This is a genomic window from Streptococcus sp. SM5 (genome assembly GCF_027497975.1).
Genome location: NZ_JAJNSC010000011.1, coordinates 81,855 through 107,326, shown reverse-complemented (window position 1 = coordinate 107,326; position 25,472 = coordinate 81,855). Strand labels below are relative to the sequence as shown.

Here is a 25,472-nt window from a genome sequence, read left to right as displayed (position 1 = left end):
AATCCACTAGTGGATTTGATGGAGAAGTACAAGATAAACCGTGTTTTAGCCATTAGTATTATCTTTGTCATTATTGCCATTTTCTTGATTGTTGGACTGGCCGTTGCCATTCCAAACCTTCAACGTCAAGTAGTTGCTTTTGCGCAAAATGTACCGACTTATCTCGAAGATGCTGACAGAGTTATTGATGATCTTGTTACCAAGCGTTTGCCTGATGACTTTAGACCACAATTGGAGCAAGTTTTAGCTAATTTTTCAACACAAGCAACTGCTTGGGCAAGTAATATTTCTTCTAAGGCTGTTAACTGGGTGAGTGCTCTTATCAGTGGAACTTCACAGGTCATTGTCGCTCTAATTATCATGCCATTTATGCTCTTTTATCTCCTTCGAGATGGAAAAGGACTGAGAGATTATATTACTCAATTCTTACCAGATAAATTGAGAGAACCAGTTGGTAAGGTACTTTCAGATGTCAATCAACAACTTTCCAATTATGTTCGAGGACAAATTACGGTCGCTGTAATCGTAGCTATCATGTTTATTATCTTGTTCAAGATAATAGGGCTTCGATATGCTGTTACTTTAGGTATTACAGCTGGTATTCTTAATTTAGTTCCTTATCTAGGTAGTTTTCTTGCAATGATTCCAGCCCTTGTTTTGGGTTTGATTGCTGGTCCTGTTATGCTCTTAAAAGTTATTATCGTTTTCATTGTAGAGCAAACTATTGAAGGACGTTTTGTTTCTCCACTAATTTTGGGTAGCCAATTGAATATTCACCCAATTACGATTCTTTTTGTACTGTTAACTTCAGGATCCATGTTTGGTATTTGGGGTGTATTGCTAGGTATTCCAATCTACGCTTCCGCAAAAGTAGTCATCTCAGCAATTTTTGATTGGTATAAAGGAGTTAGTGGACTTTATGAACCAGTAGAGGAGACTGAAGGTGAACAATAGTCAACAAATGCTTGAAGCCTTGGAGCAACAAGATTTATCAAAAGCAGAATCTTTTTTTCAAAAAGCCCTAGAGGAAGATTCAGATGAAGTTCTTCTTGAACTTGCTGCATATCTCGAAGGGATTGGTTTCTATCCGCAAGCTGTACTAATCTATGAGAAACTAGCACCGAAATTTCCAGAAGTCTACATCAATCTAGCTGCAATAGCTGGTGAAGATGGATTAATAGAAGAATCTTTTGCATATCTGGAGAATATAAGTCCAGAAAGTGATTGGTATGTATCAGCCCTAGTATTGAAGGCAGATTTGTACCAGATGGAAGGCTTGACGGATGTAGCACGTGAGAAGCTCCTAGAAGCTCGTAATTACTCTGATGATCCTCTTCTAATATTTGGTCTGGCAGAATTAGATAGTGAGCTAGGAAACGATTTAGAAGCGATTAAGGGATATGCCCAACTTGATAATCGTTCCATTTACCAACAGACTGGAATATCTACCTATCAGCGTATAGGACTTTCCTATGCAAGACTTGGCAAATTTGAGTCAGCAATCGAATTTTTAGAAAAAGCAATCGAATTAGAATATGATGATCAAGTAGCCTTTGAATTGGCAAGTCTTTATTTTGATAAAGAGGAATACCAGAAAGCCGTCCTATACTTTAAACAACTAGACACTATTTCACCAGATTTTGAGGGTTATGAGTATGGTTATAGTCTAGCACTCCATAAGGAGCATCGGACAGAAGAAGCTCTTAAAATAGCTCAACAGGGCTTGTCAAAAAATCCTTTTGAAACTCGTCTCTTACTCCATGCTTCTCAGTTATCTTACGAATTGCATCAACCGGAACAAGCGGAGGCCTATCTGTTACAAGCACAAGAGAATGCTGAAGATCAGGAAGAGATTTTGTTACGCTTGGGGACACTCTATCAAGAGCAGGAACGTTATGAGGACATTATAGCTTTAAAAACATACGAACCTGAAAATCTTTTAACTAAATGGATGATTGCAAAAAGTTACCAAGAGATTGAGGAGCTTGAGTCTGCAGAGGAAATTTATCAGGAACTTGCTCCAGACCTTAAGGACAATCCAGAGTTCTTGGAGCAATATATTTATTTATTAAGAGAGTTGGGTAAGATAGAAGAAGCTAAAGACTTCATTCAATCCTATCTACAAATAGTACCCGATGATTTGCAAATGCAAGATTTGCATGATTATTTATCTTAAATACAAAAGAAAATCACCAAGCATAGGTGATTTTCTTTTTGTTGATAAAAAGAACTATAAATTGCGTTAAATTTAGGCGGATTGAGTATGAACTTTTAGTATTTTTTTGATATAATTGATATAGTTAAATTAAAGCAATTTTATTTGAAATAATAGAAAGATTAGAGATATGACACAAGTAAAGATTGTAACAGATTCTTCTGTTACTATTGAACCAGAACTCGTTAAAGAATTAAACATTACAGTTGTACCATTGTCTGTAATGATTGACAGTGTTCTTTATTCTGATGCAGATTTGAAAGAAGGAGAATTCCTCCGCTTGATGCAAGCAAGTAAAAATCTTCCAAAAACAAGCCAACCTCCAGTTGGACTCTTTGCTGAGATTTTTGAAGAACTTGGGAAAGACGGTAGTAAGATCCTAGCAATTCATATGTCCCATGCCCTTTCTGGAACTGTAGAAGCAGCGCGTCAAGGAGCAAGTTTATCAACTGCAGATGTCACTGTTTTGGATAGTTCATTCACAGATCAGGCATTGAAGTTTCAAGTTGTTGAAGCTGCTAGATTGGCTCAAGAAGGACAAGACATAGAAGCAATCGTTTCTCATGTTGAAGAGGTTAAGCGAAATACAGAGCTTTACATTGGTGTTTCTACCTTGGAAAACCTTGTAAAAGGTGGCCGTATTGGTCGTGTTACTGGTCTCTTAAGTTCACTTTTAAATATTCGCGTTGTTATGCAAATGAAAGATAATGAGCTGCAACCGATTGTCAAAGGTCGTGGATCAAAAACCTTTAAAAAATGGTTGGATGAGTTAGTAGTATCCCTTTCAAATCGTTCAGTCGCTGAAATTGGTATTTCTTATGCAGGCACAAATGAATTTGCAAACGAGATGAAAGCTGTTCTACAACCTTACGTAGAAAAACCAATTTCAGTCCTAGAAACAGGCTCAATTATCCAAACTCACACGGGTGAAAATGCCTGGGCTATCCTAATTCGATATAATTCCTAAAAAAACAGAGAAAAAGTTAAATAAATAGTGTTTTTAGCTTGACCTAAAGGGAATTTTAGGTTATGATTATAAGTGTTAATTAGAAAAAATTTTGGAGGATTCATTAACATGGCAAACAAACAAGATTTGATCGCTAAAGTAGCAGAAGCTACAGAATTGACTAAAAAAGATTCAGCAGCAGCAGTTGACGCTGTATTTAAAGCAGTAACTGAATTCCTTTCTGCTGGTGAAAAAGTTCAATTGATCGGTTTCGGTAACTTTGAAGTTCGTCACCGTGCAGCTCGTAAAGGTCGCAACCCACAAACTGGTAAAGCGATCAAGATCAAAGCTTCTAAAGTTCCAGCATTCAAAGCTGGTAAAGCTCTTAAAGAAGCAGTTAAATAATAACTTTACAAAAAGCCTGTTGTATCAAGCATTTAAGCTTGTATGACAGGCTTTTTTAGTTGAGAGGGGGATTGGGAATGCTATGCCATGCCATGCTGATAGTCACCTATAGTGAAATAGCAGTGGTAGTTGATTCCTAATTCGAAGAAACAAAAAAGAACAGTCGAAGCTGTTCTTTTTATGATTATTTGAGACCGTATTTTTTGTTGAAACGATCCACGCGTCCATCTGCTTGAGTGAACTTTTGACGTCCAGTGTAGAATGGGTGTGAGTCTGATGAAATTTCCACACGGATCAATGGGTAAGTTTCACCTTCGAACTCAACAGTTTCGTTAGTGCGCTTAGTTGAACCGCTAAGGAATTGGTAACCAGTAGTTGTGTCCATGAAGACAACTGGGCGATATTCTGGATGGATATCTTTTTTCATTTTGCAATATTTCCTTTCTGCCATGGTCTCTTTGCGAGCCATAGATTGTTACCTTAATAGTCTATCAGATTATGACTAGTTTGGCAAGTCTTTTATTTATTTTTCAATAAGTTTTTTAACTTCTGATAGATGACTTCATTTTCTTCTAAGCTGTAGGAATTAGCACCGCTAGCTAGTGGATGCCCTCCGCCATCATGTTCTTTGGCTACTCCATTGATAGGGACCGATTTACTGCGCAAACGAACACGATAATGTCCATCAGCTTGCTCTACAAAGATTCCCCATAGGTTGACGTCTTCTATGCGGCCTGGTGCACCAACAATAGCTGCTGTCTCAGCATCAGTTACCTGATAATGCTGGAGAATATTATGCGTTAGTAGGATGCGGGCAGCCCCATTCTCATCCACTTCCAGATGATCATAGATATAACCTTGAAGTCTGGCAATTTTATAGCTGATTGTATCCATATGACGTGTAAGTCCAGCATAATCAAAATCATACTCTCTCAGTTGACTCGCTATACGGAGGGTTCGAGCAGAAGTTGCTGGAAAGAGGAAACGACCAGTATCTCCAATAATACCAGCAGACAAGAGGTAAGCGGCCTGGTCAGATAATTTAAGTTCGGTTTCCTCAGCAAAGATAGCTATCATCTCGCTTGCACTACTAGAAGTCGTATCTACCCAAACGATATCACCATATTCTTCGTCATTGGGGTGGTGATCAATTTTAATAATTGTTTCAGCATTAAGATAACGTTTATCATCAATTCGAGCAGTATTTGCTGTATCACAAATAATGGCAAGTGCTCCTTCAAATTCTTGATCTTCTACCTCATCCATTTTGGCTAGCCATGTTAAAGTAGGCAAATCATAGCCAACAACTTTAATCTTTTTATCAGGAAAATTATACTGGAGCAATTCTTTGAGTCCTACTTGACTTCCTAAGGCATCGGGATCTGCTCTCATGTGACGGTGAATAATAATAGTATCGTATGCTTTAATTTTTTCTAAAATTTGGTGACAAATTTCCATAATGAACCTCAATTCTTTCTCATTTCATTGTAGCACAAGAGTTTTTATTTTTAAAATGAAAAAGATGTGATATAATGGAGAAAGATTAATTGAGGAGGACCTTATGGCATTAGCAAAAATTGTATTTGCCAGTATGACCGGTAATACTGAAGAAATCGCAGATATTGTAGCAGATAAATTAAGAGAATGTGGTTTAGATGTCGATGTTGATGAGTGTACAACAGTTGATGCTTCTGACTTTTTAGAAGCAGACATCGCCATTGTCGCAACCTACACTTACGGAGATGGAGAATTACCAGATGAGATGATGGACTTCTACGAAGACCTAGCAGACCTCAACTTGAGCGGTAAAATCTATGGTGTAGTCGGATCAGGTGATACTTTCTACGATGAATTCTGTAAAGCTGTTGATGACTTCGACCGAGTATTTATCGCTACTGGAGCTGAAAAGGGTTCAGAGTGCGTCAAAGTAGACCTATCTGCAGAAGAAGAAGATATTGAACGTTTGGAGCAATTTGCAGAAGAATTGGCTGCCAAAGTGGTATAAGCATGAACTTGCACTGATGATAGTTGTCAGTGCACTTTTTTGTTAGATATGCCTATGAATAACTTGACTATTTAGTAGCTTTGTACACAATGATTCAAATAAAGAAGGAGACTCAATGGATTTAGATATTATTAGACAAGAAATTGATCAAATTGATGACCAAATCGTAAAACTCTTAGAAGAAAGAATGCATCTAGTTGAGGGTGTAGTTGCTTATAAAAAGTCTACAGGAAAACCAATCTTGGATACCAAAAGAGAAGAAGTTATCTTTGAAAAAGTCAGAAATCTTATAAAAAATGACCAGTATCAAGAAAGTATAGTAGCGACATTTTCTGACATTTTAAAAAATTCTCGTCAATATCAGGATAAATCATTAAATGAATAAAAAACAGTTCAATACATTAGGGATTTTTCTAGCTGCTATGTTGGGTGGTCTTGTCCGCTATCTCGTTTCCACTTGTTTTCCAGCTAGTCCAGACTTTCCATGGGGAACTCTCCTTGTCAACTATCTAGGTATAATTTGCTTAGTATACTTGGTTAAGGGCTATCTAGTTCATAAAGGAACAAGTAAGGGCCTTATTCTAGCACTCGGTACGGGCTTTTGTGGTGGTTTAACAACCTTTTCTAGCCTCATGTTAGATGCTGTGAAATTGCTGGATACTGGCCGTTATTTGAGCTTGGTAATCTACCTAGTTTTGAGCATTGGCGGAGGACTTTTATTGGCTTACTACTTGGGGAGGAAGAAATGGTAATCGTCTATCTTACAATTGCTTGTGGGCTTGGTGCCCTAGTTCGTTATTTTTTTTCTCGTTATAATAAAGATTTCATAATGCCACTAGGAACACTCATAGCCAATCTTATGGGTTGTTTCCTGATAGGTTTACTCTATAATCATGTGGATTCCAAGGAAGTCTATACCATCCTAGCTACAGGATTTTGTGGAGGTTTGACGACTTTTTCAACTTTGAATGAAGAGCTACAGAGACTGCTTAGTGACAGGAAGGTGTTTTACAGCTATTTTCTCTTAACTTACTTAGGAGGTTTAGTAGCGATTTTTTTAGGAATTCTGCTATAAATTTCTTTACTTTTTTGTGGAAATTTGGTAAACTGTATCTTGTGTGTAATGGACACACAAAAATACAGTTTATCCGCTGAGGAAGTTTCCTCAAGATTGACAAAGATAGGAGAATAAAATGAATCCATTAATCCAAAGCTTGACTGAAGGTCAACTTCGTACAGATATCCCTTCATTCCGTCCTGGTGACACTGTTCGTGTACACGCGAAAGTTGTCGAAGGTAACCGTGAACGTATCCAGATTTTTGAAGGTGTTGTTATTGCACGTAAAGGTGCTGGCATCTCAGAAAACTACACAGTTCGTAAAATCTCTAACGGTGTAGGTGTTGAGCGTATCTTCCCAATCCACACTCCACGTGTTGAAAAGATCGAAGTTGTTCGTTACGGTAAAGTACGTCGTGCGAAATTGTACTACTTGCGTGCACTTCAAGGTAAGGCAGCTCGTATCAAAGAAATCCGTCGTTAATTCGATAAAAAAACTCTGCTGTAAGGCAGAGTTTTTCTCTAGCTCCCTTAGTTCAATGGATATAACAACTCCCTCCTAAGGAGTAGTTGCAGGTTCGATTCCTGCAGGGGGCATATAAACTATTGATTTTACTGCTTGTTTGAGGTCTTTTGCCTCAAATTAGCTCCTAATTCTGTGAATTTCTCTCTAACTTCTGAGTTACTTGCCTCTTCTAATGAAATACAGAAAGGAAGGAGTAGCTCATTTTCTCTTTTAGTTGCTACAATTTGTGCAACTCTTTTTGTTGGGAAACCATCTTACTCAGCCTTTTTATATTTTCCGTCCAGAGTTTTATAAGAAATACGATATTCCCATTTACTATTTACTATTTACTATTTTCTATTTTTTCAGTATGATGCTATCTTCTTTTCATCTCAGTTATTGATAAAATGGGTATAAGAAAACGACCTTTTGAATAGTTATTTCTTATAATGGAAATCCCCACACTCAAAATTTAGCGACGGCGAGTGTGGGGATTATTATTTAGTTATTTACTACTACTTTCATTGATTTTTTCAAGGCACCACTTTCTTTCGCAATAGTTGTATCATCTTCCACTTTCACATATAGCTTAGGAGAGTAAGTAGAACCCAAATCATAACCATTTTCTATTGCCCAAGTTTTAAAAGTGCTTTCTTTAATTTGGTATATCTTGTCAGCAATTTGTTGAATTTCTACTTTGGAATAATATTTAGCTTCTTGAGGAAGATACAAGTAAAGGACATTTTTCCCTACTGGTTTAGCAACAACTTGATAACCTGTATTTGCTAACTGATTATTGATTTCAGTAGTCAAATGAGTAGCAAATTCTGTATTAGATGTTTCTGTATATTCAGGACCATCATTTTTTATTTCTTGGGTTGTACTTGTTTCACTTTTTGTTTCACTAGTTTTTTCTTCTTTTGTGTTTTTTGTACTTTCAGATGAAGTGGTAGTAGCAATTTGTGTTGTTATTGGTTGTGTATTTTCTATTTTGGTTGTATCTTCTTTGAAGAGAGTTCCAATGATTAAGCTAGAGCCTATCAGAACAGCGATTGAAATATTTCTATATTTTTTATTTGGGCTTTTTTTGATAAAATACCAAATGCCAAATCCTGAAACTAAAACGATTAACGTTAAAACATTTTTTAAAATTTCCATTTTTTTAAACTCCTACTATTTTCTTAAATTCTTCCTGAATTATAATGTTACAAGACCCAAGTTCGAATAGCATGGGCAACGCCTGATTCATCATTTGTTTTGGTGATGTATTTGGCGATTTTTTTGAGTTCTGGGTTTCCGTTTTCCATAACAACGGGGTTTCCAACGACTTCGAGCATGGCGCGGTCATTTTCTTCGTCACCGATCGCCATGGTTTCATCCTTACTTAGTCCAAGTTTCTCAGCTAGGTGAGTGATAGCAGATCCTTTGTCCACATCCTTTTTAAGGAGTTCTAGGTAAAATGGAGCAGATTTGTTGATAGAGTATCGCTCGTAAAATTCTGCTGGAATCTTTTCAATAGCTGCATCGAGAATTTCTGGTTCGTCGATAAACATACATTTGACGATTTCTTTATCAGCCATTTCTTCAGGAGTGCGGTAAAAGATAGGCATGCTGACGAGGGTTGATTCGTGTACAGTGTATTTTCCGATATTACGATTGGCTGTATAGATACCATCTTTGGTAATAGCATGCATATGGACTCCAAGTTTACGGCTTAGAAATTCCATATCCAGATAGTCTTCGTAGATCAAGGATTCGCTAATAATCTCATGTCCTGTAGCAGTTTCCTGAACAAGGGCACCGTTGAAGGTTACAACGTAGTCCCCTTCGTCTCGCAATTGCAAGTCGTCAAGAAGTTTGGCAACACCTGCAATAGGACGGCCGGTTGCAATGACAACCTTGACTCCAGCTCTTTTAGCATCTTGGATAGCTGCAAAGACTTCAGGAGTAATTTCTTTTTGGCTATTGACTAGGGTACCATCGATATCAACGGCGATTAGTTTTATACTCATAAATTTCCTCTATTATTTCTTATCTAGGGTAAAATGATCATTCTCAATCAAATGTGAAAATTGTTGAATGATACTAGTGAAAATACTGTTTTGCTGAAGCATTTCTTTAGGGAAGTAGAAACGGTTGTCCCCATGACGGCTTCCTGCAAGAGATTGAACGATAGGAGATAGGCTAGAAAGTTCTGCCAACTCGCCATTTTTTTGGACAATCTCAATTTGTGTTCTTGGATTTTCGGACTCAGGTCGATAAATATCGTAAGGAAGGTCAAAATTCTTGTGGATAGCTGTGTAATAGTTAGGGTCAAAACCAATTTCTTCGACAAAATTCCGCATGATTTCAAGTTGGTCTTGGTCATCCTGTGAAAAAGTAATAGATTTGAAGACCTTACGGTTGATAAAACGTTGCGAAAGATCAGCTAAAATTTTGTCAGTACTAGTCATCCAGAGCTGGAAGTAGGTATTCATAACACCATCGTCTAGCGCAAGATAGTCAGACAAGCTAACATTTTTCTCAAAAAATGGTAGTAGATGAGGTGAAGTACGAGCAAAGAAATCTTTATTGTCAGGATAGAGTTCTTTGGCACGTTTCAAAAGATTTTGCAGGAGAACCTCCATGGCTCGTGTAGCTGGGTGGAAATAAACCTGCATATACATTTGATAGCGACTAAGGACATAATCCTCGATGGCGTGCATCCCATTCCGTTGAAAGGCAATGCCATTTTCAACAGGACGAATGACACGAAGAATACGTGTCAGATCAAACTGGCCATAAAAAGCACCGGTGAAGTAGGAGTCGCGCAGGAGATAATCCATACGGTCTGCATCAATCTGACTAGAAATGAGTTGAACGACTTGTTTGTTGGGATAGGTGTGATCAATGACACTAGCAACCTTTTTAGGGAAGTCAGGCGCCACCTGTAACAAGACCTGGTGAATCTCTGTGTCAGGACTTTGAATGATATCTTGTGTGATAGCCTCATGATTGGTATCAAAAAGATTTTCAAAAGTATGCGAATAGGCACCATGTCCGAGGTCATGTAGAAGAGCTGCAGTCATGGTTAAGAGAGATTCACTAGAGTCCCATTCTTCAGGATATTTCTCCTCAAAAATTTCCGTAATTTGCCTAGCAATTTCATAGACTCCTAGACAGTGAGAAAAGCGACTATGCTCTCCACCATGAAAGGTATAACTGGATGTACCCAACTGCTTGATTCGACGAAGCCGTTGAAATTCTTTTGTATTAATCAGGTCATAAATAACCTGATTATTAACGTGGATATAGTTGTGAACAGGGTCACGAAATACTTTTTCATTCATAAGACCATTATAGCAAATTCCTTGCCTTTTTGGTAAAATAGTAGGGATAAGTGAGAAGAAAGAGGAATAGTTGTGAAGATTCGAATGAGAAATAAAATTCAGTTTGACGACCAGCTGGAAGTAGTCGATCAACTTTATGATGTTGAACTACGTGAAAAGGGAGATTTTTCCTATCTTCTTTTCTACAATGAAGACCAAGAAAAAGTAGTTTTGAAATTTAATGGGGAGGAACTGGTCATGTCACGTTTCTCAAATCCTAGGACCATCATGCGTTTTCTGAAGGATTCTGATAGTTTAGCCTATATTCCGACACCTATAGGCATGCAGGAGTTTATCATCCAAACAAGCCACTATGAAGTTGGTGAAGAGAAGATTGAACTAGCCTATCAACTACAAAACAAAGAAGGAGTTGCTTTTGCCAACTATCGATTAGAAATTACTTGGGGATAAGAAAAAGTTTGGCGTGAGCCAACCTTAAATAATATTTAGAATTTTACTTTTTTATTCTATAAACTTTGTATTGGATTTATTATGAACTTTTTTCTATGTTTATTGAGCGAAGTAAGTAATTTACCTGACTTTTCGCTGTGATAAAAACACCAGAAAAGTTATTCAGGTGTTCGGAAACTTTGAGACATTAGGCTCAAAGTTTAGGTATGGAATTTCGAAGAAAATCGCTACCGTCCGCTATCACTTAAGAAAAGTCAAAAAGGTTTATCATAAATAAGGTTGGCAATTGCCAACCTTATTTGATATAGAGTTCTTGATTTTTTAGGACTATTTCACGTACGCTTGCAAATTTCTTAAGTTTTTTAAGCTCTTCTGGATGTGTCACAAGAGTGATGACATAACCTTCTTTACCCATGCGTCCTGTACGACCCGCACGGTGAGTGTAAGTTTCCGTGTCTCTAGGGACATCAAAGTTAATCACGCATTCCAAGTTATCAATGTCGATACCACGAGCTAGAAGGTCTGTGGCAAGAAGTAGTGTCAGTTGATTATCTTTGAATTTTTCTAGAATAACTTTTCTAAATTTAACGTTGACATCGCTAGCTAGCGAAACTGCTAAAACATCACGATATTGTAATTTTTCCTCTGCGCTTCCAAGGTCTGACAAGCTATTAAAGAAGACCAATCCACGGAAATCTTCTACATGGGCGAGTTTACGAAGCATATCTACTCGATGGCGTTGGTCCACTTGCATGTAGAAGTGTTGAATATTGTCTAACTTTTGGTCTGATAGATCAATGATATGCGTTTTAGGTGCAATCTTATCTTGGTCAAATTTGGTAGTGGCACTCATGTAAATAAGTTGATGGTCACGAGGTGCATAGTTGGTAATTTTTTCAACAAAATGAATTTGAGAATCATCAAGGAGTTGGTCGAATTCATCAAGAATGATAGTCTCTACGTTCATCATCTTGATTTTTTTCAATTTGATGAGTTCAAAGATACGACCAGGTGTTCCAATTAAAATTTCTGGCCCTTTTTTCAGACGCTCAATTTGGCGTTTTTGGCTCGAACCTGATAAAAATAGCTGAGCTGTTAAGCCAATGGCCTCACCCCAGGTTTTAGTTACATCAAAAATTTGTCCAGCAAGTTCGGTATTAGGTGCCAAGATCAATAGTTGTTGGGCTTTTTTCTTTTGGAGTTTAAGTAAACTAGGTAGGAGATAGGCTAAGGTCTTACCTGTTCCGGTAGGACTGACTCCAAGTAGGTTTTCCCCTTCTGTTATAGGTTCAAAAAGTTGAATTTGAATGGGAGTAAATTCTTGGAATCCCAGTTGATCAATCAATTCTTGCCATTCGGTAGGTAGTTTGGTTTTCATTTTTCTGCCTCAAATCTAATGCCAGCATCCTGGCGCATAGCGTAAAGTAGGTCGTGGACATGTGTTGCATCTTCAATCCACGATTGGTAGAGAGTTTGCTCTGGTTGCTTAATCATGTTTGCAAATGCAGCAACTTCCTCAGTCATCGTATGAGGAGCTTGTTGGATAGGAAGTTGAAGTTCATTTCCTTTATGGTCTGTAAAAATAGCTGATTGAATATGCTCGATTGTATTGAGAGCCAATGTTCCGTCAGTTGTATAAATCTCGCAAGGAAGATTAGAAGTGATATTCTTTCCTGCTTTGATGTGTACTTGATAGTCAGGATAGAAGAGAATGCCGTCTCCATTTAGATCAATAGAGTTTTCAAGTTGTTGGGCTACATAGTTGGCATCATGTGGTTTTCCAAATAAGCGAATCGATGCGTAGAGAGGATAAATTCCTAAATCCATAAGTGCACCGCCAGCAAAACGATCTGAGAAAACATTAGGAGTATCGCCAGTAAGGAGGTTAGGCATTTTAGAAGAGTATTTGGCATAGTTAAAATCTGCACCAAGAATTTGCTTGTTTGCAAGAAAGTTCTTAATTGTAGCGAAAGCATCTTCGTGGTAGTTACGTGCCGCTTCGAAGATAAAACATTGATGCTCCTTAGCAGTTTGAACCAAATCCTGCCATTCATGCGGTTGAGTAACGGCTGGTTTTTCAAGGATGACGTGTTTACCAGAAAGTAAAGCAGCCTTAGCTTGAGAGTAGTGCAAAGAATTTGGACTTGCAATATAGATGACATCAAAGGAGCTTGCTAAAAAAGCATCCATCTGATCAAATAAGTCAACATTGTTGTAGATACTAGCAAAATTTTCAGCAGTTTCTAGTTTTCTAGAGTAGACTGCGACTAACTGATACTCTCCACTAGTATGAGCAACCTCTATAAAATGATGACTTATAGTACCAGTTCCGATAATCCCAAGTTTTAGCATAGACTCTCCTTATTCCTTGATTTGATTGTATTCATTATATCATAGAAAAGAAGAAGTAGCCAAAGCAAGATAATTCTTAATTTTGATGCTTCGAAATTTTATTAAAAAATGATACAATAGTCTTTTATAACAAAAAAGGAGTTTAGTATGAGATTATTACCTATGAGAAAAATTTCTCGTCATTCAAAACGATTGGCGCTTTTTTTGACTTTCTGTGCAGGCTATGTTGATGCCTATACCTTTATCGAAAGAGGAAATACGTTAGTTGCGGGACAGACAGGTAATGTTGTCTTTTTATCTGTAGGATTAGTGCAAGAGAATGTAGCAGACGTAGAAGAAAAAGTTTTAACACTTTTGTCCTTTATGTTGGGAGTATTTCTACTAACTATTTACAAGGAAAAACTGAAAATTGTAAAAAAACCAATCTTATCCCTTGTTCCTTTGGCGCTTTTGTCTTTAATTATCGGATTTGTTCCTTTAACGGTTGACAATCACTTTATTGTTCCACCATTAGCCTTTTGTATGGGGCTTGTAACAACAGCTTTTGGAGAAGTTTCAGGAATTGCTTATAACAATGCTTTTATGACAGGAAATATAAAACGAACTATGCTTGCCTTTGGCGATTATATACGTACCAAACATACTCCTTATTTACGGGAAGGAATCATATTTGTTACTCTCCTGGCTAGTTTTGTCCTTGGTGCAGTCGTGTCAGCCTATTTAACCATCTTTTATGAAGAAAAGACGATTTTAGGAATTCCGATAATGATGTGTATTTTTTATGCTAGTATGCTTTTTGCTAAATTTCAGGAAAAAAATAAAGAAATAGCTTGAATTTTAATGACAAATACTTGTCAAAAATATAGAATCATGCTATACTTGTAGAGTTGACTATGCACATTCCTGTGCAACCGCACGAACATCGTAACTTGAATCTTCAAGTTTAAGTGGTTCGTCCCACGATGCTAGGCGAGTCTTCACAAAAATTACGGGGGAACCCCAAAAAATCATAGGAGGTGCATAATGAGCACATACGCAATTATCAAAACTGGCGGAAAACAAGTTAAAGTTGAAGTTGGTCAAGCAGTTTACGTTGAAAAATTGAACGTTGAAGCTGGTCAAGAAGTTACTTTTAACGAAGTTGTTCTTGTTGGTGGTGAAAACACTGTTGTCGGAACTCCACTTGTTGCTGGAGCTACTGTAGTTGGAACTGTTGAAAAACAAGGAAAACAAAAGAAAGTTGTTACTTACAAGTACAAACCTAAAAAAGGTAGCCACCGCAAACAAGGTCACCGTCAACCATATACTAAAGTTGTCATCAACGCAATCAACGCTTAATTTTAAGGAGAACGCATGATACAAGCAGTCTTTGAGAGAGCCGAAGATGGCGAGCTGAGGAGTGCGGAGATTACTGGACACGCCGAGAGTGGCGAATACGGCTTAGATGTCGTGTGTGCATCGGTTTCTACGCTTGCCATTAACTTTATCAATTCAATTGAAAAATTTGCAGGCTATGAACCAATCTTAGAATTAAACGAAGATGAAGGTGGCTATCTGATGGTTGAAATTCCAAAAGATCTTCCTTCACACCAGAGAGAAATGACTCAGTTATTCTTTGAATCATTTTTCTTAGGTATGGCAAACTTATCGGAGAACTCTTCTGAGTTCGTCCAAACCAGAGTTATCACAGAAAACTAACACGGAGGAAAACATTATGTTAAAAATGACTCTTAACAACTTGCAACTTTTCGCCCACAAAAAAGGTGGAGGTTCTACATCAAACGGACGTGATTCACAAGCTAAACGTCTTGGCGCTAAAGCAGCTGATGGACAAACTGTAACAGGTGGATCAATCCTTTACCGTCAACGTGGTACACACATCTATCCAGGTGTAAACGTTGGACGTGGTGGAGACGATACTTTGTTCGCTAAAGTTGAAGGCGTAGTACGTTTCGAACGTAAAGGTCGCGATAAGAAACAAGTTTCTGTTTACCCAATCGCTAAATAAAAAGGTCCAGTGAACCTTTTTATCCCGAGCCTTGTAATGAAAAGGCGAGGAAACTAGAAGTACCATTAAATAAAGCTTTCCGATATTTTCGGGAAGCTTTTTTATGTATTATTAAAAAAATACTTTTTGTCTCAACATTATAAAAATCCAAGGTTATTATTTATTTTTAAGTATCTTAATTCTTCTATAGTAATGGCTAAAATATCAGATTTATGGTATAATGTAGGGTGAGACCTTGTTAATAATTTGTGAAAGAGTATATAATGAAAAAAATTATCATTAATGGAGGACGTCCATTAAAAGGTGAAATAACTATTAGTGGTGCTAAAAATAGTGTAGTAGCCCTAATTCCAGCTATTATCTTAGCTGATGATGTTGTAATCTTGGATTGTGTTCCTGATATCTCTGATGTGGCTAGTCTTATCGAGATTATGGAAATCATGGGTGCTAGTGTAAAGCGTTATGAAGATGTAGTAGAAATTGATCCGCGTGGGGTTCAAAATAAACCAATGCCATATGGAAAGATTAATAGTCTTCGAGCATCATATTATTTCTATGGTAGTCTTTTAGGACGATTCGGAGAAGCAACTGTTGGTTTACCTGGAGGTTGTGATCTTGGACCACGTCCGATTGACTTGCATTTAAAAGCGTTTGAGGCTATGGGAGCGAAAACGACCTATGAGGGAGATAATATGAATCTCTCAACTCAAGGTCAGCGTCTCCATGGAGCTCATATTTATATGGATACTGTAAGTGTTGGAGCTACCATCAATACCATGTTGGCTGCAGTTAAAGCTAAAGGTCGAACAGTTATTGAAAATGCCGCACGTGAACCTGAGATTATCGATGTAGCTACCTTGCTTAATAATATGGGAGCTCATATTCGTGGTGCAGGAACTGATATGATCACTATTGAGGGTGTTGACCGTCTTCATGGGACACGCCATCAGGTGATTCCAGACCGCATTGAAGCAGGAACGTATATCTCATTAGCTGCTGCGGTGGGTCAAGGAATTCAAATCAATAATGTTCTTTATGAGCACTTGGAAGGTTTTATCGCCAAATTAGAAGAGATGGGAGTACGAATGACCGTTTCTGAAGATAGTATTTTTGTTGAAGAACAAAAGAACTTGAAGGCGGTAAATATTAAAACAGCCCCATATCCAGGATTTGCTACTGATCTTCAACAACCTATCACACCTTTGTTGTTGAAAGCCGAAGGTCGTGGTAAGCTAATTGATACAATTTATGAAAAACGTGTAAACCATGTTTTTGAGTTGGCTAAGATGAATGCTGATATCTCAACAACAAATGATCATATCCTTTACAAGGGTGGCAATCAATTGCATGGAGCGAGCGTAAAAGCTACAGACTTACGTGCTGGAGCTGCTTTAGTGATTGCTGGACTAATGGCAGAGGGTAGAACAGAAATTACAAATGTTGAGTTTATTTTAAGAGGCTACTCAAATATTATTGATAAATTACGTAATCTTGGAGCAGATATTGAACTAATCGAGGACTAATATTAGAGAATTAAAATGAATATCTGGACAAAACTAGCTATGTTTTCTTTTTATGAGACGGAACGATTAATTCTCCGTCCCTTCTTTTTTACCGATGTTTATGATTTTCACAACATAGCATCAGATTCTGAGAATCTTCATTTTATTTTTCCAGCCCAAGCTAGTATTGAAGAAAGTCAATATGCTCTTGCTAATTATTTTATGAAATCTCCTCTAGGTATTTGGGCGATTTGTGATAAAAAGCAAGAAAAAATGATCGGTTCTATCAAGTTTGAAAAAATTGATGAGATAAAAAGAGAAGCTGAACTAGGATATTTTTTAAAAAAAGAGTACTGGTCACAAGGTTATATGACTGAAGTGGTAACGAATATACGTGATTTATCAATAGAAGAGCTTGGTTTAAAACAACTATCTATTATAACGCATTTAGAAAATAGTGCTAGTCAGAAAGTCGCTCAAAAATCTGGTTTTAAACTCTACCGACGTTTTAAAGGAAGTGATCGATATAGCCGTAAGATGAGAGATTATCTTGAATTTCGTTATGCAAAAGGAGAACTAAGTGAGTAAACATCAGGAAATTTTATCTTATCTAGAAGAATTACCGGTCGGAAAACGTGTAAGTGTTCGTAGTATATCTAATCACTTAGGGGTAAGTGATGGAACGGCTTATCGTGCGATTAAAGAAGCTGAAAATAGAGGATTGGTAGAGACACGTCCACGTAGTGGAACGATACGTATTAAATCTCAAAAAGTTTCAATTGAACGATTAACTTATGCTGAAATTGCTGAGGTAACGGGTTCTGATGTTATGGCAGGTAAGGCCGGACTGGATAGAGAATTTAGTAAATTTTCTATTGGTGCTATGACAGAAGATAACATTCTTTCCTATCTTCATGATGGAGGTCTTTTGATTGTCGGTGACCGAACTCAAATTCAAAAGTTAGCACTCGAAAATGAGAATGCCGTTTTAGTTACTGGTGGATTTGAGATTGATGAAAATGTACTCAAGTTAGCCAATAAAAAGAATATACCAGTTTTGCGTAGTAAGCATGATACCTTTACTATAGCGACGATGATTAACCGCGCTTTGTCTAATGTTCAGATAAAAACAGATATTTTAACAGTCGAAAAAATTTACCGAACTTCTCATGAGTATGGTTATCTGCATGAGACTGATACCGTTAAAGATTATTTAGATCTTGTTCGTAAGAATAGAAGTAGCCGCTTCCCAGTCGTGAATAAAGATCAAGTAGTGGTTGGTGTTATGACTATGCGTGATGCAGCAGATCAGTCGCCTGGAACAACTCTTGACAAGACCATGACTCGAACCGTTTATATGACAGGTCTTTCTACTAATATTGCAAACATTAGTCAACGCATGATTGCAGAAGATTTTGAAATGGTTCCTGTAGTTCGTAGTAATCATACTCTACTTGGTGTTGTTACTCGAAGAGATGTTATGGATAAGATGAGTCGTTCTCAAATTTCAGCCCTGCCAACATTTTCAGAGCAAATTGGTCAAAAGTTGTCCTACCATCATGATGAAGTGGTCATTACTGTAGAACCATTCATGTTGGATAAAAATGGTGTTCTTGCTAATGGAGTGCTGTCAGAAATTTTGACTTTGATGACTCAAAACTTGGTAGTCAATAGTGGAAGAAATCTGATCATTGAACAAATGCTTATCTATTTCTTGCATGCTGTTCAGATTGATGATGTTTTACGTATTCAGGCCAGAATCATCCATCACACTAGACGTTCTGCCATTATTGATTATGACCTTTATTTGAATCAACAAATAGTAGCAAAAGCTAATGTAACAGTAAAAATTAACTAGAATGTAGGAGAAAACATGATTACTTTAAAATCAGCAAGAGAAATCGAAGCAATGGATAAGGCTGGTGATTTTCTTGCCAGTATTCATATCGGCTTGCGTGATTTAATCAAGCCTGGCGTCGATATGTGGGAAGTTGAGGAGTATGTTCGTCGTCGTTGTAAAGAGGAGAACTTCCTGCCATTACAAATCGGTGTAGATGGTGCTATTATGGATTATCCATATGCTACCTGTTGTTCTCTTAATGATGAGGTTGCACATGCTTTTCCTAGACATTACATCCTTAAAGAAGGTGATTTGCTTAAGGTTGATATGGTCTTGGGAGGACCAATTTCTAAGAGTGACCTTGATGTCTCTAAGTTAAACTTTAATAATGTCCAGCAAGTAAAAAAATATACTCAAAAATTTACTGGTGGCTTGGCTGATTCTTGTTGGGCCTATGCTGTAGGTACACCTTCTGAAAAGGTTAAAAATCTTATGGATGTTACCAAAGAAGCTATGTACAAAGGTATTGAAAAAGCAGTTGTAGGCAATCGTATTGGTGATATCGGAGCGGCGATTCAAGAATACGCTGAAAGTCGTGGTTACGGAGTTGTTCGTGACCTCGTTGGGCATGGTGTTGGTCCAACAATGCACGAAGAACCAATGGTACCAAACTATGGCGTCGCTGGACGTGGTCTTAGACTTCGAGAGGGAATGGTTTTAACAATTGAGCCTATGATCAATACAGGTGATTGGGAAATCGATACAGATATGAAAACAGGTTGGGCTCATAAAACGATTGACGGTGGTCTATCATGCCAGTATGAGCACCAATTCGTTATTACAAAAGATGGTCCGGTTATCTTAACTAGTCAAGGTGAAGAAGGTACTTACTAATACATGAAAAAGGAGCATGTCTCCTTTTTATTTTTTTCTAAAAAAGTAGCGTAGCAAAATCAAGAATTATTATATTATTTGTAGTAGAATATAAGATGATTCATAAGAAAGAAGGTATTCAATTGGAAAGTATTTTATTTTTTGTATCTGTCTTTTTAGCAGGTGTGTTATCGTTCTTCTCGCCGTGTATATTCCCTTTATTACCAGTCTATACAGGTATACTATTAGATAATGATAGCCAATCAAGAACATTTCGCTTTTTTGGAAGAGATGTTGCTTGGTCTGGTCTAATTAGTACACTATCCTTTATTGCTGGTATCTCAGTGATATTCTTTATTTTAGGATTTGGAGCTGGTTTCTTAGGTAATTTACTCTATACTGATTGGTTCCGTTATGCTATGGGAGCTATCATTATCATCTTAGGGTTGCATCAGATGGAGATTATTCATTTTAATAAACTTGAAGTGCAAAAAAGCTTAAATATGAAGAGTAGTCAATCTAATCGATACTTGTCAGCCTTTCTATTAGGAATCACTTTTAGCTTTGGTTGGACTCCTTGTATTGGACCAGTTTTAAGTTCAGTTCTTGCTCTTGCGGCATCAGGAGGAAATGGAGCTCTTCAAGGAGCTATTTTGACATTAGTTTATACTCTAGGAATGTCATTACCATTTTTAATATTAGCCTTGGCTTCTGGTTTCGTAATGCCCTATTTCAGTAAAATCAAACCTCGCTTAATCTTACTTAAGAAAATTGGAGGTTTTCTCATCATACTAATGGGGATTCTATTGATGTTAGGACAGTTAAATAGTTTATCTGGTATATTTGGTTAAAGGAGTTTAATATGAAAAAAATAGCATATATAGTAATCAGTTTCTTGTCTATCTTTCTTTTGATAGCTTGTGGAAATGAGCAATCGAAAGAAAATAAAGAGTCTCAGAACCAGACTCAAAGTGAGCAGCAAAAGAGTAAGACACAAACAACTATACAGCAAGTGGCTGTTGGTCAAGAAGCACCAGACTTCACATTGCAATCCATGGATGGTAAAGAAGTTAAATTGTCTGACTACAGAGGTAAAAAAGTATATCTTAAATTCTGGGCATCCTGGTGTGGTCCGTGCCGTAAAAGTATGCCAGAATTAATGGAACTTGCTGCTAAAGAAGATCGTGATTTTGAGATTCTAACTGTAATAGCACCAGGTTTACAAGGCGAAAAATCTATTGAGCAATTTCCGAAATGGTATCAAGAACAAGGATATAAGGACATACCAGTCTTGTATGATACGCAAGGAGCAACTTTCCAAGCCTATCAAATTAGAAGTATTCCTACAGAATTCTTAATTGATTCTCAAGGAAAAATTGGGAAAATCCAGCTTGGAGCCATTAGTAATGCTGATGCAGAAAAAGCATTTTCTGAAATGGAATAAAATAGCAAAACAAAAACTGCCTAGACTATTTGTCTAGACAGTTTTTTAATGACTTAATTAGTTTTTAGAAGCTGCTTGGAATTCTGGGTTTTTCCATGCTTCGTTAATAATTTCTTGCAATTCTTTAGCAGAGGCTTGCATTTTTTGTGTTTCAGCATCGTTCAATGGGATGTTAACTGGACGAACGATACCGTGTGCACCAACGATAGCAGGTTGACCGATAAAGACGTTTTCAACACCGTATTGACCTTCTTGGAATACTGAAAGTGGTAGAACTGCATTTTCATCGTCAAGGATTGCTTTTGTGATACGAGCAAGGGCAACTGCGATACCGTAGTATGTAGCACCTTTTTTGTTGATGATTGAGTAAGCTGCATCACGAACTGAGATGAAGAGTTCAACAAGGTCAGCTTCATTCAAGTCACGGTTAGCTTGCAACCATTGTTCCAATTTTACACCGGCAACGTTCGCGTGTGACCAAACGGCAAACTCTGAATCACCGTGTTCACCCATGATGTAAGCGTGAACTGAACGTGCATCAACACCGATTGTTTCAGCAAGAGCTTGACGGAAACGAGCTGAGTCAAGTGAAGTACCTGAACCGATAACACGTTCTTTAGGGAAACCTGAGAATTTCCATGTTGAGTAAGTCAAGACGTCAACTGGGTTAGCCGCAACAAGGAAGATACCGTCAAATCCAGATGCAACAACTTGTTCAACAATTGATTTGTTGATAGCAAGGTTTTTACCAACAAGATCAAGACGAGTTTCACCTGGTTTTTGTGGAGCACCAGCAGTGATAACTACAAGGTCCGCATCTGCACAGTCTTCGTACTTAGCTGCATAGATTTTTTTAGGTGAAGTAAAAGCTAGGGCGTGGCTAAGGTCTTCAGCATCACCAACTGCTTTTTCAAACAATTGAGGAATTTCAATGATACCAAGTTCTTGTGCAATCCCTTGTGTTACGAGGGCAAAAGCATAAGATGAACCTACGGCACCGTCACCGACTAGGATAACTTTTTTGTGTTGTTTAGTTGCTGTCATTTGTCTAAACATCTCCTTTTTTTTATTTAGGGGTACCCCATTTGATTTCATTCTATCACTTTTGTTAAGCTTTGTCACGGATATACCTTCTAGATAAACATGTAAACGTTTTACACGTGTTGCCAGACTGTAAAATAGTCTAAACTATGGTATAATATATGTAATTACTAATAGTGAAACGAGGCATTTGTTAATGCAAGATAAAAATTTAGTGAATGTCAATCTGACCAAGGAGATGAAGACCAGCTTTATCGATTATGCTATGAGTGTTATCGTATCGCGGGCTCTTCCTGATGTCCGAGATGGGTTAAAGCCTGTTCATCGCCGTATTTTATATGGTATGAATGAATTGGGAGTTACGCCTGACAAACCTCATAAGAAATCTGCTCGTATTACCGGGGATGTCATGGGTAAATACCATCCGCATGGCGATTCTTCAATTTACGAAGCGATGGTTCGTATGGCTCAATGGTGGAGCTATCGCTATATGCTTGTTGATGGACATGGAAACTTTGGTTCTATGGATGGTGATGGTGCCGCTGCCCAACGTTATACTGAAGCTCGTATGAGCAAAATTGCACTTGAAATGCTTCGAGATATCAATAAAAATACTGTTGATTTTGTTGATAACTATGATGCCAATGAACGTGAACCGATGGTGCTGCCAGCACGCTTTCCAAATCTTTTAGTTAATGGTGCTACAGGTATTGCTGTTGGTATGGCAACAAATATTCCGCCACATAACTTGGGTGAAACCATTGATGCTGTTAAGTTGGTTATGGACAATCCAGAAGTTACCACCAAAGATTTGATGGAAGTTTTACCTGGGCCAGACTTCCCAACGGGAGCCCTAGTCATGGGTAGGTCTGGTATCCATAAGGCTTATGAAACTGGTAAAGGTTCGATTGTTCTTCGTTCTCGTACTGAAATTGAGGAAACAAAAACTGGTCGTGAGCGTATTGTTGTTACGGAATTCCCGTATATGGTTAATAAGACTAAAGTTCATGAGCATATTGTGCGCTTAGTTCAGGAAAAACGTATCGATGGCATTACAGCTGTTCGTGATGAATCTAACCGTGAGGGTGTCCGCTTTGTTATAGAAGTTAGACGTGACGCATCGGCTAACGTTATTTTGAATAACCTATTCAAGATGACTCAGATGCAGACTAGCTTTGGTTTTAATATGCTTGCCATCCAAAATGGTGTTCCAAAGATTTTATCTCTTCGTCAAATGTTGGATGCTTATATTGAGCACCAAAAAGAGGTTGTGACTCGCCGTACTCAATTTGATAAAGAAAAAGCTGAGGCACGCGCCCACATTTTAGAAGGTCTCTTGATTGCTTTGGATCACATTGACGAAGTCATTCGTATCATCCGTGCAAGTGAAACTGACCAAGAAGCGCAAGCAGAATTGATGAGCAAGTTCAAGCTTTCTGAGCGTCAAAGTCAAGCTATTCTTGATATGCGTCTACGTCGCTTGACAGGTTTGGAACGTGATAAGATTCAATCAGAATATGATGAGTTGATTGCTTTGATTGCCGACTTAGCAGATATTCTTGCAAAACCAGAACGTGTGGCCCAAATTATCAAAGAAGAACTTGATGAAGTGAAGCGCAAATTTGCTGATAAACGTCGTACAGAGTTGATGGTGGGTGAAGTCTTGACTCTCGAAGATGAAGATTTGATCGAAGAGACAGATGTTTTGATTACTCTATCAAATAAAGGTTATATCAAACGTTTAGATCAAGACGCATTTACTGCCCAAAAACGTGGTGGACGTGGCGTTCAGGGAACTGGAGTCAAGGATGATGACTTTGTCAGGGAGTTAGTTTCGACCAGCACTCATGATCACCTGCTCTTCTTTACTAATAAAGGTCGTGTCTACCGACTTAAGGGGTATGAAATTCCTGAATACGGTCGTACAGCTAAAGGATTGCCTGTTGTAAACCTATTGAAACTGGATGAAGGTGAAAGCATCCAAACTATCATTAATGTCGAATCAGAACGTAGTGATGATGCATATCTCTTCTTTACTACAAGAGCTGGTATCGTTAAGAGAACCAGTGTTAAAGAATTTGCAAATATCCGACAAAATGGTCTTAAGGCTTTGAATCTTAAGGAAGATGATGAGTTAATCAATGTTCTGTTGACTGAAAAAGATACAGATATCATTATTGGTACTAAATTGGGATATGCAGTTCGTTTCAACCAATCGACCGTTCGTAGTATGAGTCGTAGTGCCACAGGTGTTAAAGGAGTAAATCTCCGTGAAGGTGACACAGTCGTCGGTGCTAGAGTTATTACTGACCAAGATGAGGTTCTAATCATTACCGAAAAAGGTTATGGTAAACGTACAGTTGCTACGGAGTATCCAACTAAAGGCCGTGCTGGTAAAGGTATGAAAACTGCTAACGTCGTTGAGAAAAATGGTCCACTAGCAGGTCTTCTAACAGTTAAAGGCGATGAGGACCTAATGATTATTACTGACACAGGTGTCATGATTCGTACCAATGTCGCCAATATCTCTCAAACTGGACGTTCTACTATGGGTGTAAAAGTCATGCGTCTGGACGATAATGCTAAGATTGTGACCTTTACAAGTGTTGCTGCAGCGGAGAAGGAAGAAGTTGGGGCAGAAAACGAAACAGAAAGTGAAGAATAATGTCTCGTAAAAGAATTAAAAGAAACAAAAAGAATCGTAAAAATTTATTCATCAATATTTTAGCTTCGTTCCTCATTCTCATTTCCTTGGCTTTGATTTTTAACTCACAAATTAGAAATATCTTTATGATATGGAATACAAATAAATATCAAGTTAGCCAAGTTTCGAAAGAGAAACTTGAAGAAAATGAGGGAGCAGATGGGAATTTCGATTTTAATTCAGTAAAAGCTATCTCATCAGAAGCTGTGTTAGCTGCTCAATGGGAGGCACAGCAACTTCCAGTTATTGGGGGAATTGCAATTCCTGAGCTAGAGCTTAATCTACCAATTTTTAAAGGTTTAAATAACATTAATCTCTATTATGGAGCTGGTACTATGAAGCCTGACCAAGTAATGGGACAAGGTAACTATTCACTAGCCAGTCACCACGTTTTTTCAACTAAAAATGCAGAGAATATGCTTTTTTCTCCTTTAGATCGTGCTGAAAAGGGAATGAAAATTTATCTAACTGATAAAGATAAAGTGTACTCATATGAAATTACTGAAGTTAAACGTGTGACACCTGATCGTGTTGATGAAATTCAGGATCGTGAGGGTATCGATGAGATTACTTTAGTAACTTGTGTGGATTATGATGCCGCTGAAAGAATCATTGTTAAAGGAATTTTATCAGAAACTAAATCATATGCAGAAACATCATCTGATGTTTTAGATGCATTCAATAAACCATATAAACAATTTTCTCTATAGAAAGAGGTCTGCAGAATAATGCAGACCTTTTCTTTTAGTTTTCAGAAATGTGTCCAAAAAATACTTTTCATTTTTCTTAAAAAGTA

Annotated in this window: 30 protein-coding genes, 1 tRNA gene and 1 other annotated feature; of the genes, 23 read left to right on the top strand and 8 right to left on the bottom strand. The window is 37.6% G+C overall.

From position 1 onward, the window contains the following. The 4 genes from PAN07_RS09855 to PAN07_RS09840 form a co-directional block, all read left to right on the top strand. The coding region (locus PAN07_RS09855) for an AI-2E family transporter (RefSeq protein WP_269797821.1) at positions 1 to 954 on the top strand (954 nt) is incomplete at its 5' end. Continuing rightward, complete coding sequence (locus PAN07_RS09850) at positions 944 to 2,176, top strand: tetratricopeptide repeat protein (RefSeq protein ID WP_269797820.1); 1,233 nt, start codon at positions 944 to 946, stop codon at positions 2,174 to 2,176. The genes PAN07_RS09855 and PAN07_RS09850, both read left to right, overlap by 11 nt. 169 nt (positions 2,177 to 2,345) lie before the next feature. Continuing rightward, positions 2,346 to 3,182, top strand: a complete 837-nt coding sequence (locus tag PAN07_RS09845; protein ID WP_269797819.1) for a DegV family protein — start codon at positions 2,346 to 2,348, stop codon at positions 3,180 to 3,182. Between the two features lie 108 nt (positions 3,183 to 3,290). After that, positions 3,291 to 3,566, top strand: coding sequence for an HU family DNA-binding protein (locus PAN07_RS09840; RefSeq protein ID WP_075567710.1), 276 nt, complete (start codon positions 3,291 to 3,293; stop codon positions 3,564 to 3,566). Positions 3,567 to 3,750: 184 nt separating this feature from the next. On the opposite strand, the gene PAN07_RS09835 is transcribed toward PAN07_RS09840, so the two are convergent. Both PAN07_RS09835 and PAN07_RS09830 read right to left on the bottom strand, forming a co-directional pair. Next, a complete protein-coding gene (locus tag PAN07_RS09835) occupies positions 3,751 to 3,993 on the bottom strand; it encodes a type B 50S ribosomal protein L31 (protein ID WP_096408869.1) in 243 nt (80 codons plus the stop codon). 92 nt (positions 3,994 to 4,085) lie between these two features. Then, positions 4,086 to 5,024 (bottom strand): bifunctional oligoribonuclease/PAP phosphatase NrnA, encoded by a 939-nt coding sequence (locus PAN07_RS09830; RefSeq protein WP_269797818.1) that lies wholly within the window; start codon positions 5,022 to 5,024, stop codon positions 4,086 to 4,088. A 103-nt stretch (positions 5,025 to 5,127) separates the two neighbouring features. On the opposite strand from PAN07_RS09830, the gene PAN07_RS09825 reads away from it, so the two are divergent. From PAN07_RS09825 to PAN07_RS09800, 6 genes are all read left to right on the top strand, one after another. Then, a complete protein-coding gene (locus tag PAN07_RS09825; protein ID WP_269797817.1) occupies positions 5,128 to 5,571 on the top strand; it encodes a flavodoxin in 444 nt (147 codons plus the stop codon). Between the two features lie 115 nt (positions 5,572 to 5,686). After that, a complete protein-coding gene (locus PAN07_RS09820) occupies positions 5,687 to 5,956 on the top strand; it encodes a chorismate mutase (RefSeq protein WP_269797816.1) in 270 nt (89 codons plus the stop codon). Continuing rightward, positions 5,949 to 6,323 (top strand): fluoride efflux transporter CrcB, encoded by a 375-nt coding sequence (gene crcB, locus PAN07_RS09815; RefSeq protein WP_269797815.1) that lies wholly within the window; start codon positions 5,949 to 5,951, stop codon positions 6,321 to 6,323. Before PAN07_RS09820 ends, crcB (PAN07_RS09815) begins: the two co-directional genes overlap by 8 nt. After that, on the top strand, positions 6,317 to 6,646 hold the full coding sequence (gene crcB, locus PAN07_RS09810) for a fluoride efflux transporter CrcB (RefSeq protein ID WP_269797814.1): 330 nt from the start codon (positions 6,317 to 6,319) through the stop codon (positions 6,644 to 6,646). The genes crcB (PAN07_RS09815) and crcB (PAN07_RS09810) overlap by 7 nt, the downstream gene beginning before the upstream one ends. A 118-nt stretch (positions 6,647 to 6,764) precedes the next feature. Then, positions 6,765 to 7,112, top strand: coding sequence for a 50S ribosomal protein L19 (gene rplS / locus PAN07_RS09805; protein WP_001068669.1), 348 nt, complete (start codon positions 6,765 to 6,767; stop codon positions 7,110 to 7,112). A gap of 41 nt (positions 7,113 to 7,153) precedes the next feature. After that, a tRNA-Arg gene (locus PAN07_RS09800) sits at positions 7,154 to 7,225 on the top strand. 409 nt (positions 7,226 to 7,634) lie between these two features. Here PAN07_RS09800 and PAN07_RS09795 read toward each other — a convergent pair. From PAN07_RS09795 to PAN07_RS09785, 3 genes are read right to left on the bottom strand one after another with little or no spacing between them, the layout of a single operon-like run. Further along, on the bottom strand, positions 7,635 to 8,291 hold the full coding sequence (locus PAN07_RS09795; protein WP_269797813.1) for a hypothetical protein: 657 nt from the start codon (positions 8,289 to 8,291) through the stop codon (positions 7,635 to 7,637). 47 nt (positions 8,292 to 8,338) lie between these two features. Further along, positions 8,339 to 9,145: a sugar-phosphatase gene (gene yidA / locus PAN07_RS09790; RefSeq protein WP_269797812.1), complete on the bottom strand. Its 807-nt coding sequence runs from the start codon at positions 9,143 to 9,145 to the stop codon at positions 8,339 to 8,341. A gap of 12 nt (positions 9,146 to 9,157) precedes the next feature. Further along, the gene (locus PAN07_RS09785; protein ID WP_269797811.1) at positions 9,158 to 10,462 is read right to left on the bottom strand and encodes an HD domain-containing protein; all 1,305 of its coding nucleotides are present in this window, start codon (positions 10,460 to 10,462) and stop codon (positions 9,158 to 9,160) included. A 72-nt stretch (positions 10,463 to 10,534) separates the two neighbouring features. On the opposite strand from PAN07_RS09785, the gene PAN07_RS09780 reads away from it, so the two are divergent. After that, positions 10,535 to 10,912, top strand: coding sequence for a DUF1934 domain-containing protein (locus PAN07_RS09780; protein ID WP_269797810.1), 378 nt, complete (start codon positions 10,535 to 10,537; stop codon positions 10,910 to 10,912). Between the two features lie 295 nt (positions 10,913 to 11,207). On the opposite strand, the gene PAN07_RS09775 is transcribed toward PAN07_RS09780, so the two are convergent. Together PAN07_RS09775 and PAN07_RS09770 are read right to left on the bottom strand one after the other, a co-directional pair. Then, a complete protein-coding gene (locus PAN07_RS09775) occupies positions 11,208 to 12,290 on the bottom strand; it encodes a DEAD/DEAH box helicase (protein WP_269797809.1) in 1,083 nt (360 codons plus the stop codon). Next, positions 12,287 to 13,264, bottom strand: a complete 978-nt coding sequence (locus tag PAN07_RS09770; RefSeq protein ID WP_269797808.1) for a Gfo/Idh/MocA family oxidoreductase — start codon at positions 13,262 to 13,264, stop codon at positions 12,287 to 12,289. The genes PAN07_RS09775 and PAN07_RS09770 overlap by 4 nt, the downstream gene beginning before the upstream one ends. 147 nt (positions 13,265 to 13,411) lie before the next feature. On the opposite strand from PAN07_RS09770, the gene PAN07_RS09765 reads away from it, so the two are divergent. The 10 genes from PAN07_RS09765 to PAN07_RS09720 all read left to right on the top strand — a co-directional run bounded on the left by PAN07_RS09765 (position 13,412) and on the right by PAN07_RS09720 (position 20,931). Beyond that, on the top strand, positions 13,412 to 14,098 hold the full coding sequence (locus PAN07_RS09765) for a YoaK family protein (protein WP_269797807.1): 687 nt from the start codon (positions 13,412 to 13,414) through the stop codon (positions 14,096 to 14,098). A gap of 65 nt (positions 14,099 to 14,163) precedes the next feature. Then, positions 14,164 to 14,251 (top strand) — a sequence feature (ribosomal protein L21 leader region). Positions 14,252 to 14,287: 36 nt separating this feature from the next. Beyond that, entirely contained in the window at positions 14,288 to 14,602 is a 315-nt protein-coding gene (gene rplU, locus PAN07_RS09760; protein WP_000109141.1) for a 50S ribosomal protein L21, read from the top strand. A 15-nt stretch (positions 14,603 to 14,617) separates the two neighbouring features. Further along, positions 14,618 to 14,962: a ribosomal-processing cysteine protease Prp gene (locus tag PAN07_RS09755; RefSeq protein WP_000613699.1), complete on the top strand. Its 345-nt coding sequence runs from the start codon at positions 14,618 to 14,620 to the stop codon at positions 14,960 to 14,962. 16 nt (positions 14,963 to 14,978) lie between these two features. After that, positions 14,979 to 15,272 (top strand): 50S ribosomal protein L27, encoded by a 294-nt coding sequence (gene rpmA, locus PAN07_RS09750; RefSeq protein WP_000916509.1) that lies wholly within the window; start codon positions 14,979 to 14,981, stop codon positions 15,270 to 15,272. Positions 15,273 to 15,535: 263 nt separating this feature from the next. After that, positions 15,536 to 16,795, top strand: coding sequence for a UDP-N-acetylglucosamine 1-carboxyvinyltransferase (locus PAN07_RS09745; RefSeq protein WP_269797806.1), 1,260 nt, complete (start codon positions 15,536 to 15,538; stop codon positions 16,793 to 16,795). A gap of 15 nt (positions 16,796 to 16,810) precedes the next feature. Beyond that, positions 16,811 to 17,362: a GNAT family N-acetyltransferase gene (locus PAN07_RS09740; RefSeq protein WP_269797805.1), complete on the top strand. Its 552-nt coding sequence runs from the start codon at positions 16,811 to 16,813 to the stop codon at positions 17,360 to 17,362. Then, entirely contained in the window at positions 17,355 to 18,632 is a 1,278-nt protein-coding gene (spxR, locus tag PAN07_RS09735) for a CBS-HotDog domain-containing transcription factor SpxR (protein WP_269797804.1), read from the top strand. The genes PAN07_RS09740 and spxR overlap by 8 nt, the downstream gene beginning before the upstream one ends. Positions 18,633 to 18,647: 15 nt before the next feature. Continuing rightward, a complete protein-coding gene (locus tag PAN07_RS09730) occupies positions 18,648 to 19,508 on the top strand; it encodes a methionyl aminopeptidase (protein WP_269797803.1) in 861 nt (286 codons plus the stop codon). Positions 19,509 to 19,630: 122 nt separating this feature from the next. Next, complete coding sequence (gene ccdA2, locus PAN07_RS09725; protein WP_269797823.1) at positions 19,631 to 20,338, top strand: thiol-disulfide oxidoreductase-associated membrane protein CcdA2; 708 nt, start codon at positions 19,631 to 19,633, stop codon at positions 20,336 to 20,338. Positions 20,339 to 20,349: 11 nt separating this feature from the next. Beyond that, on the top strand, positions 20,350 to 20,931 hold the full coding sequence (locus tag PAN07_RS09720) for a TlpA disulfide reductase family protein (protein ID WP_269797802.1): 582 nt from the start codon (positions 20,350 to 20,352) through the stop codon (positions 20,929 to 20,931). 57 nt (positions 20,932 to 20,988) lie between these two features. Here PAN07_RS09720 and PAN07_RS09715 read toward each other — a convergent pair whose 3' ends face one another. Beyond that, a complete protein-coding gene (locus PAN07_RS09715) occupies positions 20,989 to 21,975 on the bottom strand; it encodes an L-lactate dehydrogenase (protein ID WP_075567646.1) in 987 nt (328 codons plus the stop codon). Between the two features lie 193 nt (positions 21,976 to 22,168). Here PAN07_RS09715 and gyrA point away from each other — a divergent pair, with 193 nt between their 5' ends. Then, entirely contained in the window at positions 22,169 to 24,637 is a 2,469-nt protein-coding gene (gene gyrA, locus PAN07_RS09710) for a DNA gyrase subunit A (RefSeq protein ID WP_269797801.1), read from the top strand. Further along, positions 24,637 to 25,386, top strand: coding sequence for a class A sortase (locus PAN07_RS09705; RefSeq protein WP_269797800.1), 750 nt, complete (start codon positions 24,637 to 24,639; stop codon positions 25,384 to 25,386). The genes gyrA and PAN07_RS09705 overlap by 1 nt, the downstream gene beginning before the upstream one ends. Positions 25,387 to 25,472: the final 86 nt, after the last annotated feature.

What these genes read in the sequence shown, in the direction of transcription:
- PAN07_RS09840 (WP_075567710.1), top strand. Translation starts at nt 3,291, where the DNA reads ATGGCAAACAAACAAGATTTGATCGCTAAAGTAGCAGAAGCTACAGAA.
- PAN07_RS09835 (WP_096408869.1), bottom strand. Translation starts at nt 3,993, where the DNA reads ATGAAAAAAGATATCCATCCAGAATATCGCCCAGTTGTCTTCATGGAC.
- crcB (WP_269797814.1), top strand. Translation starts at nt 6,317, where the DNA reads ATGGTAATCGTCTATCTTACAATTGCTTGTGGGCTTGGTGCCCTAGTT.
- PAN07_RS09740 (WP_269797805.1), top strand. Translation starts at nt 16,811, where the DNA reads ATGAATATCTGGACAAAACTAGCTATGTTTTCTTTTTATGAGACGGAA.
- rplS (WP_001068669.1), top strand. Translation starts at nt 6,765, where the DNA reads ATGAATCCATTAATCCAAAGCTTGACTGAAGGTCAACTTCGTACAGAT.
- PAN07_RS09745 (WP_269797806.1), top strand. Translation starts at nt 15,536, where the DNA reads ATGAAAAAAATTATCATTAATGGAGGACGTCCATTAAAAGGTGAAATA.
- PAN07_RS09705 (WP_269797800.1), top strand. Translation starts at nt 24,637, where the DNA reads ATGTCTCGTAAAAGAATTAAAAGAAACAAAAAGAATCGTAAAAATTTA.
- PAN07_RS09755 (WP_000613699.1), top strand. Translation starts at nt 14,618, where the DNA reads ATGATACAAGCAGTCTTTGAGAGAGCCGAAGATGGCGAGCTGAGGAGT.
- PAN07_RS09765 (WP_269797807.1), top strand. Translation starts at nt 13,412, where the DNA reads ATGAGATTATTACCTATGAGAAAAATTTCTCGTCATTCAAAACGATTG.
- PAN07_RS09845 (WP_269797819.1), top strand. Translation starts at nt 2,346, where the DNA reads ATGACACAAGTAAAGATTGTAACAGATTCTTCTGTTACTATTGAACCA.
- PAN07_RS09785 (WP_269797811.1), bottom strand. Translation starts at nt 10,462, where the DNA reads ATGAATGAAAAAGTATTTCGTGACCCTGTTCACAACTATATCCACGTT.
- PAN07_RS09795 (WP_269797813.1), bottom strand. Translation starts at nt 8,291, where the DNA reads ATGGAAATTTTAAAAAATGTTTTAACGTTAATCGTTTTAGTTTCAGGA.
- crcB (WP_269797815.1), top strand. Translation starts at nt 5,949, where the DNA reads ATGAATAAAAAACAGTTCAATACATTAGGGATTTTTCTAGCTGCTATG.
- PAN07_RS09730 (WP_269797803.1), top strand. Translation starts at nt 18,648, where the DNA reads ATGATTACTTTAAAATCAGCAAGAGAAATCGAAGCAATGGATAAGGCT.
- PAN07_RS09715 (WP_075567646.1), bottom strand. Translation starts at nt 21,975, where the DNA reads ATGACAGCAACTAAACAACACAAAAAAGTTATCCTAGTCGGTGACGGT.
- PAN07_RS09830 (WP_269797818.1), bottom strand. Translation starts at nt 5,024, where the DNA reads ATGGAAATTTGTCACCAAATTTTAGAAAAAATTAAAGCATACGATACT.
- PAN07_RS09770 (WP_269797808.1), bottom strand. Translation starts at nt 13,264, where the DNA reads ATGCTAAAACTTGGGATTATCGGAACTGGTACTATAAGTCATCATTTT.
- gyrA (WP_269797801.1), top strand. Translation starts at nt 22,169, where the DNA reads ATGCAAGATAAAAATTTAGTGAATGTCAATCTGACCAAGGAGATGAAG.
- yidA (WP_269797812.1), bottom strand. Translation starts at nt 9,145, where the DNA reads ATGAGTATAAAACTAATCGCCGTTGATATCGATGGTACCCTAGTCAAT.
- PAN07_RS09820 (WP_269797816.1), top strand. Translation starts at nt 5,687, where the DNA reads ATGGATTTAGATATTATTAGACAAGAAATTGATCAAATTGATGACCAA.
- PAN07_RS09825 (WP_269797817.1), top strand. Translation starts at nt 5,128, where the DNA reads ATGGCATTAGCAAAAATTGTATTTGCCAGTATGACCGGTAATACTGAA.
- rplU (WP_000109141.1), top strand. Translation starts at nt 14,288, where the DNA reads ATGAGCACATACGCAATTATCAAAACTGGCGGAAAACAAGTTAAAGTT.
- PAN07_RS09775 (WP_269797809.1), bottom strand. Translation starts at nt 12,290, where the DNA reads ATGAAAACCAAACTACCTACCGAATGGCAAGAATTGATTGATCAACTG.
- rpmA (WP_000916509.1), top strand. Translation starts at nt 14,979, where the DNA reads ATGTTAAAAATGACTCTTAACAACTTGCAACTTTTCGCCCACAAAAAA.
- PAN07_RS09720 (WP_269797802.1), top strand. Translation starts at nt 20,350, where the DNA reads ATGAAAAAAATAGCATATATAGTAATCAGTTTCTTGTCTATCTTTCTT.